We start from the raw sequence: 5858 nt of genomic DNA on the forward strand, positions 1-5858 counted from the left end.
AGGAGTAATGCTTTTATCCCATACACGAATTATATACATATCATTTGGCCAACTGAAGTAAACTCCTAGCTCAATAAAAGATTTTTCCAGACTGACATCTATTTCAGATAACCTTATAGATGCATCATTTTCTTCATAGTCAGTAGAAGTTTTTAATTCACACTTGTTAGATTTTAAACCCTGAATAATTGATTCAGAAATATGTATTAAATTATTTTCCAGCTGACGGTAAGTGAAATCACTTCTATTGTTCTGTTTCATAGTGCCCCTTCTGAATTGAGATGGTCGCTTACAAAGATTGTTTGTGTCCTACTAGACACTAGTTCTCAGTGTTCCCAAACTCACGCGAGGTCTAACAATAATTAGATGCAAATTCTCTTATAAGTCCGCTTGCCTTGAAGATGAAGATTTGGGATTATTAGCTTACCAATTTCAGCAAAATCCTGAAAAGAGAGTATTTTTAAACGATGTATCAAAAGGTAAAAGCGCTAAGAAACCTTTGCGTCTTAGCGCCTTTGCGTGAGATATTCTTTCTAACTTCCTACACCATCTCAGACGAAGCCTGTACCATCTGCTGCGGCTGCGGCTGGAACATGAATAACGAGTAAACAACGTCTCGGCGAATGTTAACCATCATATCCAAGAAGAGTTCGTAACCCTCGCTCTTGTATTCAATCAGAGGGTCTTTTTGACCATAACCGCGTAACCCCACTGATTCGCGCAAGGCATCCATTTGTTGCAGGTGTTCCCGCCACAGCGTATCAATGCGTTGCAAGATAAAGAAACGTTCAGCTTGGCGCATCAATCCGGGTTGAACTTGGTCAATCTGCGCTTCTTTGAGGTCATAAGCAATTCGCACCTGTTCGTGGAGGAAGGCTTTAATCTCGCTGACGGTGATATCTTCTAATTGACTCGCTTGCAAATCCGCCAGTAGATAGACAAATTCTTTGACTTTCTCAACCAACTTTTCTAACTCCCACTCTTCCGAGGGCAAGTCTATGTTGATGTAAAAGTCAACGATGTCATCCATCGTTTTTTCAGCGTATTTAATCACCTGTTCTTTCAAATCTTGACCTTCTAACACCCGGCGGCGTTCGGCGTAAATAGCACGACGTTGATTGTTCATCACCTCGTCATACTCAAATACCTGCTTCCGAATGTCGTAGTAGTAGGTTTCAACCTTTTTCTGTGCGCCTTCCAAACTGCGGGTAAGCATCCCAGATTCGATGGGCATATCTTCTTCCACTTGGAAGGCATTCATTAACCCAGCAACGCGATCGCCACCAAAAATCCGTAGTAGGTTATCCTCTAAACTGAGGAAGAATCTCGTGGTTCCAGGGTCGCCTTGTCTTCCTGCACGTCCCCGCAACTGGTTATCAATCCGCCGCGATTCGTGGCGTTCTGTACCAATTACATGCAAACCGCCAATTCCCACTACCTCATCATGTTCGCGGGTCGTAAATTGTTCATATTCCTGCTTAACTTGGTTGTAAGCTGCCCGCAATTTCAGAATCACGGGGTCATCGATGGGAGCTTTTTCTGCGGCTACAGCTACCTTGTCTTCTGCTTCCAATTCCGGTAAACTGCGATCGCCATACTCACGCACGGCAATTTCTACTGCATCTTTGAGTAGTTTTTCGGTTTCTTTGGTCAACTGCGTCGGGAAAATTTCTGGTGAAGCCCGCCAAGTTTTTACTTTTTTACCAGGGACAAAGCCTTGACCACCGCCATGTCCGGTTGGTAATCCGGCTGCTCTTTGCACGCCAAAACTATCTTCGTCTTCTGGCATGACGATTCGGGGCATAAAGTATTCCCGCAGCTTTAGACGCGCCATATATTCGGAGTTACCACCCAAGATGATGTCTGTACCTCTACCAGCCATGTTGGTAGCAATCGTCACAGCACCTTTGCGTCCAGCTTGGGCGACGATTTCCGCTTCCCGTTCGACATTTTCCGGTCGGGCGTTGAGTAATTCGTGGGGAATTTCCAACTTTTTCAATAGCCGACTGAGAAGTTCGGATTTTTCTACACTAGTGGTTCCCACTAATACAGGTCTACCGAGTTGGTGCATTTCGGCACATTCTCCGGCGATCGCCCCCCACTTGCCTGATTCTGTCTTAAACACCATATCAGACAAATCTTCGCGTCTGCGATCGCGGTTGGTGGGAATTACCGCAACTTCCAATTTGTAAATTTTTTCAAATTCTGGTTCTTCCGTTTTTGCCGTTCCGGTCATTCCACCGAGTTTTGGATACAGCAAGAACATATTTTGGTAAGTAATTGTCGCTAGAGTTTGAGTCTCTGGCTGAATCTCTACGTGTTCTTTCGCTTCAATTGCCTGGTGTAATCCATCACTCCAACGCCGTCCGGCTAGCACCCGACCAGTAAATTCATCCACAATTACTACTTCCCCATTGCGGACGATGTAATTTACATCTTTGAGAAAAAGTTCTTTGGCTTTAATTGCATTGAAAACGAAGTGCGCCCAAGGATCTTCTGGGTCAAATAAATCTGTAACTCCTAAAAGATTTTCCGATTCTGCAAACCCTTCATCTGTCAAAAGCACGTTACGAGCTTTTTCATCCACATCGTAATGTTCGTCTTTTTTGAGTGTGAATGCTATTTCAGCAGCTTGTAGATACTTTTCTGTCGGTCTTTCCACCTGCCCAGAAATAATCAGTGGTGTCCGCGCCTCATCAACTAAAATCGAGTCCACCTCGTCAATTACGCAATAATTAAACGGGCGTTGCACCACATCTGCCATTGATGTCGCCATATTATCCCGCAGATAGTCGAAGCCGACCTCGCTGTTGGTAACATAAGTAATATCGCAGTCGTAGTTTTTCTGACGTTCACTAGGAGTCATGCTTGACTGAATTAGCCCCACACTCAGTCCCAAGAACCGATGCACCTGTCCCATCCATTCAGCGTCCCGACGAGCTAGGTAATCGTTTACGGTGATGACGTGTACACCTTTAGCAGTAAGGGCATTTAAGTAACTTGGTAAGGTGGCGACTAATGTTTTACCCTCACCGGTTTTCATTTCGGCAATTTGCCCCACATGCAAAATGATACCGCCAAGGAGTTGGACATCAAAGTGCCGCAAGCCTAATACTCGCCGTGCTGCTTCCCGGACAACGGCGTAAGCTTCTGGCAATATGTCATCCAGGGTTTCGCCTTTAGCGAGCCGTTGTTTAAATTCGACGGTTTTACCTTTTAACTCATCATCGGAAAGAACCTTAATTTCTTCCTCTAAAAGGTTCACTTCAGTAACAGAAGGTTGGTATTTTTTAAGCTTACGAGCGTTGGGGTCGCCCAACAAAAGTTTTAGCATGGCAGGTTATAGAACTGAATCAAGGGGATGGGAATTAAAGGGTCGGCATTGTTGATTATAAACATTTAACCCAGTCCAAACGTCTTGGTCGTGGATGGGTGTGAAATGAGAATTACCTCAAAAGCAGGATAAAAACTAGGGTATCAGTTTACTAAATAATTGATTTTAACTCTTATCTTATAAGAAAAATGCTGAAAACCCCGAAGTTGAAACCTAAAAACCCAAAAAGTTTTTAGGTTTTAAAGTCCTTCTGGTAGGGGACGGCACTTGCTTTATGCTGGAGAACGCATCGATTGCAGTGTCTCATGAAAGCTGCTTAAGGGATTTATCCCCTAGTGACATTTAGCGCTATAGTTTTTTTAAACAGGTAAGGGTAATCAACCTGTCTAAAAACCCAGTAACCTAAACGGTTGACGCTGCACCTTCTCCCAAAGGGAGAGGCTACGCCAAGACAACTGAATCTAAGAAGTTCTACTTCGTAGTTCTAGTTTTCGCCCAGAAGTAGGTAAAAGATTCATGGAAACTAGACAAACAGCTTTTAAAGTCAAACAAATTTTGGAGTAATCCAACTACCGAGGGGCACTTGGAAAGTTAAAGCTTAGGGAGAGAACCACCTCTGGTTTAGTTAACGCAAGGAAGCTAAATTAAGTGGACTCGTTGAACTAAGAATCTCCATGTCTTTAGACCGGAGGTGCGATTCGTTTCTCAGAAATGGGTAGAAAACTCAAGGATGAGAGCTTTAGTAAGGTAATCCACCAGGATTGAGTTCGCACTTGAATCCCTTACTAACTGACAACTTACTATCCATGTAGGTGAGGAAATCTAGCCAAGCTATGAAGGCAAAGAAAGCTAGAGGAAGAAGGGAAATATAGAGGTGCTACGCCAAAATTATAACCCAATCCACAATAAACCAAATCCTAACATTTTGGTACGAGATTGAAAGCACACAGAGAACCGGGATAACTCGGTTTCCCCTATAGAGGCGACTGATTCTCGCTCTCTGTAAAGCGGGGGTGAAAGCAGTTACAGGCGGTAATAGCTGAAAGCGCCTACTGCAAGCAAGAGTCTATGAGTAGAACAAACGAAGTGTCATTTAACCATCGAAACTGAAGACCAGGGAATATAAGCTACCAGTTTTTAAAACTGCATTCCTGGATTGGAAATATCCGATAAGGGTAAAGTCTATCAGGTTTCTCCGACCGAGATAGCGTACTACTTAGAACCCCGGTGGATAGACACACTCTAAGGACTCAATCAATGGATAGTAGGAACGAAATAACCCTCTTGTATGCTCCTCATCATATTTTGGCGAGGACGGCGGTCAGGCTTCATGCTGCAAGAGGATGGGATGGTTTAAAAAGCCAATGCTTAACCCGAATTAACGGGTAATGCCTTAAAAGGGATGGTGTAATTACCAGGATACGCAGACGTAAACCGCGAAGGTGAATAAGTGAAAAGGTGCAAGTGGTAATGTACAAGCCTAAATCTGATTCGATGGCGGATACAGAGGGATGGAAACACATCAATTGGCGCAATGCCGAAAGATATGTTTACAAGTTACAAAAACGCATTTTTGCTGCTTCCCGTTGTGGAAACATTAACGATGGTCACATCAAATATTGGATTTCCATCGGCGGTGATAGCTGGGTATTCGCAACCAGGAAATCTCTCGACCCTACCAGTGTCAAATTTAGTCTTTCTTCATAGTATCATTTTGCCCCCAGATGAGGCCAAAGAGGGAGTGGGGGAATGGAGTTAGGAGTGAGGAATTTTTCAATTCCTCACTCCTCACTTCCACTCTGCTGTCAGGCGGCGGAAATTGTAATCATTGGCACTGGGATGACAACTGATACAACTGCCAACTTGGACAGGACGTGGTAACTTAACCCCTGGATGCAAAGCTTTGAAATAACGCGAGTTGTTGACGCGATATGGTGTTTCTTCGTCGTCTAGCTGCACGCGGGAGAAAGTCGAAAGATATTTCCACACTAAGATGCGTTGCGGATCGACTAAAGGCTTGAGTTGTGCGCCGTAGTGCTGCGAGTCTTGCAGGATATTTTTCCAAGTTTGGGTAGGTAAAACGGCTGGTGGTATGCCAATGTGACACGTGGAGCAGTTTTCTAAATACAGTTCTTGCCCCAGTTGGTATTGTGCAGGTACTACGTCAACAGTGCCAATTTCAGCAGGGGGAGTAGCACTTTGGGCGTTAGTTGCCAAGGCTAGAAGCCAGCCCATAGCTAAACTCCAGGTTACAATTACCAGAAGTAAACCGAAAAATTGGCGTTTGAATTCACGTTCGCCGCTTTGCTGTAGCGTTTGGCGTTGGCGTAGCCCGCCGTAGGCATCGCGGATTTTGCGCTTAACAAAAATTGACATTCCTCACATTCCCAAATATTTAAAAGTGGCGCTTGTGCAATCAAATATAATTCCTATACCGACAACAGTAATATAAATATCTATCAGCGCACCACTCAGGGGAAACGCATCTAATTTGTTTTGACAAAATGTAACTTATATGAACGCA

The 5858-nt window shown here is 44.0% G+C and carries 4 protein-coding genes; 1 reads left to right on the forward strand and 3 read right to left on the reverse strand.

The genetic code is table 11. From position 1 onward, the window contains the following. The coding region (locus HWQ37_RS00330; protein ID WP_292742556.1) for a hypothetical protein at positions 1-261 on the reverse strand (261 nt) is incomplete at its 3' end. Between the two features lie 280 nt (positions 262-541). Further along, positions 542-3334 (reverse strand): preprotein translocase subunit SecA, encoded by a 2793-nt coding sequence (gene secA / locus HWQ37_RS00335; protein WP_292742557.1) that lies wholly within the window; start codon positions 3332-3334, stop codon positions 542-544. A 1470-nt stretch (positions 3335-4804) separates the two neighbouring features. On the opposite strand from secA, the gene HWQ37_RS00340 reads away from it, so the two are divergent. Continuing rightward, on the forward strand, positions 4805-5041 hold the full coding sequence (locus tag HWQ37_RS00340) for a reverse transcriptase N-terminal domain-containing protein (protein WP_292742558.1): 237 nt from the start codon (positions 4805-4807) through the stop codon (positions 5039-5041). 81 nt (positions 5042-5122) lie between these two features. Here the strand turns inward: HWQ37_RS00340 and HWQ37_RS00345 are convergent, their stop codons facing one another. Next, positions 5123-5710: a cytochrome C gene (locus HWQ37_RS00345; RefSeq protein WP_292742559.1), complete on the reverse strand. Its 588-nt coding sequence runs from the start codon at positions 5708-5710 to the stop codon at positions 5123-5125. Between the last annotated feature and the right edge of the window lie 148 nt (positions 5711-5858).

The organism is Nostoc sp. NMS4 (assembly GCF_017115095.1).
Taxonomy (GTDB): domain Bacteria; phylum Cyanobacteriota; class Cyanobacteriia; order Cyanobacteriales; family Nostocaceae; genus Nostoc.

What these genes read in the sequence shown, in the direction of transcription:
- secA (WP_292742557.1), bottom strand. Translation starts at nt 3,334, where the DNA reads ATGCTAAAACTTTTGTTGGGCGACCCCAACGCTCGTAAGCTTAAAAAA.
- HWQ37_RS00345 (WP_292742559.1), bottom strand. Translation starts at nt 5,710, where the DNA reads ATGTCAATTTTTGTTAAGCGCAAAATCCGCGATGCCTACGGCGGGCTA.
- HWQ37_RS00340 (WP_292742558.1), top strand. Translation starts at nt 4,805, where the DNA reads ATGTACAAGCCTAAATCTGATTCGATGGCGGATACAGAGGGATGGAAA.